Origin of the sequence: Clostridium tarantellae, assembly GCF_009295725.1 — a bacterium.
GTDB lineage: Bacteria > Bacillota > Clostridia > Clostridiales > Clostridiaceae > Sarcina > Sarcina tarantellae.
Window position 1 is genome coordinate 1 of the sequence record NZ_WHJC01000419.1, and the last position, 2,225, is coordinate 2,225.

Annotated in this window: 2 protein-coding genes; one reads left to right on the plus strand and one right to left on the minus strand. The window is 25.1% G+C overall.

The window, feature by feature from the left end:
- Positions 1-262 precede the first annotated feature (262 nt).
- Positions 263-1,693, plus strand: a complete 1,431-nt coding sequence (rho, locus tag GBZ86_RS15175) for a transcription termination factor Rho (protein WP_327445284.1) — start codon at positions 263-265, stop codon at positions 1,691-1,693.
- Between the two features lie 43 nt (positions 1,694-1,736).
- On the opposite strand, the gene GBZ86_RS15180 is transcribed toward rho, so the two are convergent.
- Positions 1,737-2,225 (minus strand): glycosyltransferase (locus tag GBZ86_RS15180; protein ID WP_268817447.1); only part of this gene is annotated, 489 nt, incomplete at its 5' end.

Genomic DNA, 2,225 nt, shown 5'->3' on the forward strand with positions numbered 1-2,225 from the left:
AATATATATACACTAATATAAATTATTGTAAAGATAATTTTAATATACAGTATATTTATTTATGGTATAATATTCATAAATAATATGGATTTAGTTGTAAAATATTTATATGATTTTAAATTTAATTTATATTTATTTATATGTATAATAAAAAAATTAATAAAATCTCAAGTATTTCTTAAAAACATAAAATTTAGTTGTAAATCTTTCTACTTTCCTTTTGTTTCCGAACCAATCTAGTTAGTTCTTTGGAGGTGTATTCGTGTTAATAGAATCATATGACAATATAACGTTAGTAAAGCTTAAAGAAATTGCAAAAGAATTAGGAATAAAAAATATTTCAAAAAAGAAAAAAAGTGAACTTATAGAAGAAATAAAAAATAATTCTCCTAAAACTATTGAAAAAGATGGAATTATATTAAGAGAAAAGATTACTCCAAAAAAAATGGAGAATAAAATGGAGAATAAAATGGAAAATAATAATGAAAATATAGGGTCAACGGATAGGAGAGAAAATTTGCAAGCGGAAGAAAAAAAGGAAAAATTCAAAGAGATGGTAAATGTATCTAATAGCGCTAAAGGTGTTTTAGAAATATTAGATAATAATAATTTTGGATTTTTAAGATGCAAAAATTATCTAACAGGTGAAGATGATATTTATGTTTCGCCTTCTCAAATAAGAAGATTTAACTTGAGAACAGGAGATGAAGTTGAAGGAAAAGTAAGGCATCCTAAAGAAGGTGAAAAGTTTAAGGCATTACTTTTTGTTGAAAAAGTAAATGGTGATAGACCTGAAAAGGCAATAGGAAGAAAAAGCTTTGAAACTTTAGTACCAATATATCCTAACGAAAGATTAAGATTGGAAACTAATAATGAAAAAGATTTAAGTTCTAGATTAATGGATATAATATGTCCAATAGGAAAAGGACAAAGAGGAGTTATAGTAGCGCCACCAAAGGCAGGAAAAACAACTTTATTAAAGAGAATAGCTCAAAATATAACTCAAAATCATCCAGAGGTTAAATTAATAGTTCTTTTAATTGATGAAAGACCTGAAGAGGTTACAGATATGAGAAGAAGTATTAATGGAGATATAATTTATTCAACTTTTGATGAAGAACCGCAAAACCATGCAAAAGTAGCTCAAATGGTTTTAGAAAGAGCTAAAAGAATGGTAGAACAAGGCTTAGATGTTGTAATATTATTAGATTCTTTAACAAGACTATCTAGAGCATATAATTTAACAATAACACCTACAGGAAGAACTTTATCCGGAGGTTTAGATCCAGGTGCTTTAATAATGCCTAAAAAGTTTTTTGGTGCTGCTAGAAATATTGAGGAAGGTGGTAGCTTAACTATATTAGCTACAGCTTTGGTTGAAACTGGAAGTAGAATGGACGATATGATATTTGAAGAGTTTAAAGGTACAGGTAATATGGAAGTTCATTTAGATAGAAGACTTCAGGAAAGAAGAATATTCCCAGCAATAGATATTTATAAATCTGGCACTAGAAAAGAAGATTTATTATTAAATAGTGAAGAAAAAGAAGTTGCTTATGCTATAAGAAGAGTTATGTATAGAGATGGCAATGTAGAAAATGTAACAGAAAATTTAATTAATTTATTGTCTAAAACTAAAAATAATAAAGAATTTATAAGTAGATTTTTAAAATCTACTTTGGAAAATAAATAAAAGAAAGACATTAAATGTGGTAAATCACTTTAATGTCTTTCTTTTATCTATTTGATAATATATTATTACATAATTCAACTATATTATCTTTAGAAAAATTTTCAGCTAATTTTATTGCACTTAATTTCATATTTTTTAATATATTAGGATTATTAATTAAGTGAGTTATTTTATTATTAATGTGCTTTAAATTTTTTACATATACAGCACAATTATTTTTGCATAAAAAGTCTATGTTTTCTGTTTCTTGCCCAGGGATTATAAAAGGAACTAACATCGGTAATGCAGTCATCAAAGCTTCACTAGATGTTAATCCACCAGGTTTACTTATAAGCAAATCAGATTTTTCCATTATTTTTGAAATTTCTGTAGTATATCCAATTATATTTATAAATTTATTGTTATGAATTTTATTATAAGTTTTTTCTAAGTGTTTTTTTAAATCTTTGTTATTTCCACAAACAACGGTTATGTTTAAATTATTTTTATTTTTTAATATTTCTTCTAAAACACATGAGATATTATTTAAACC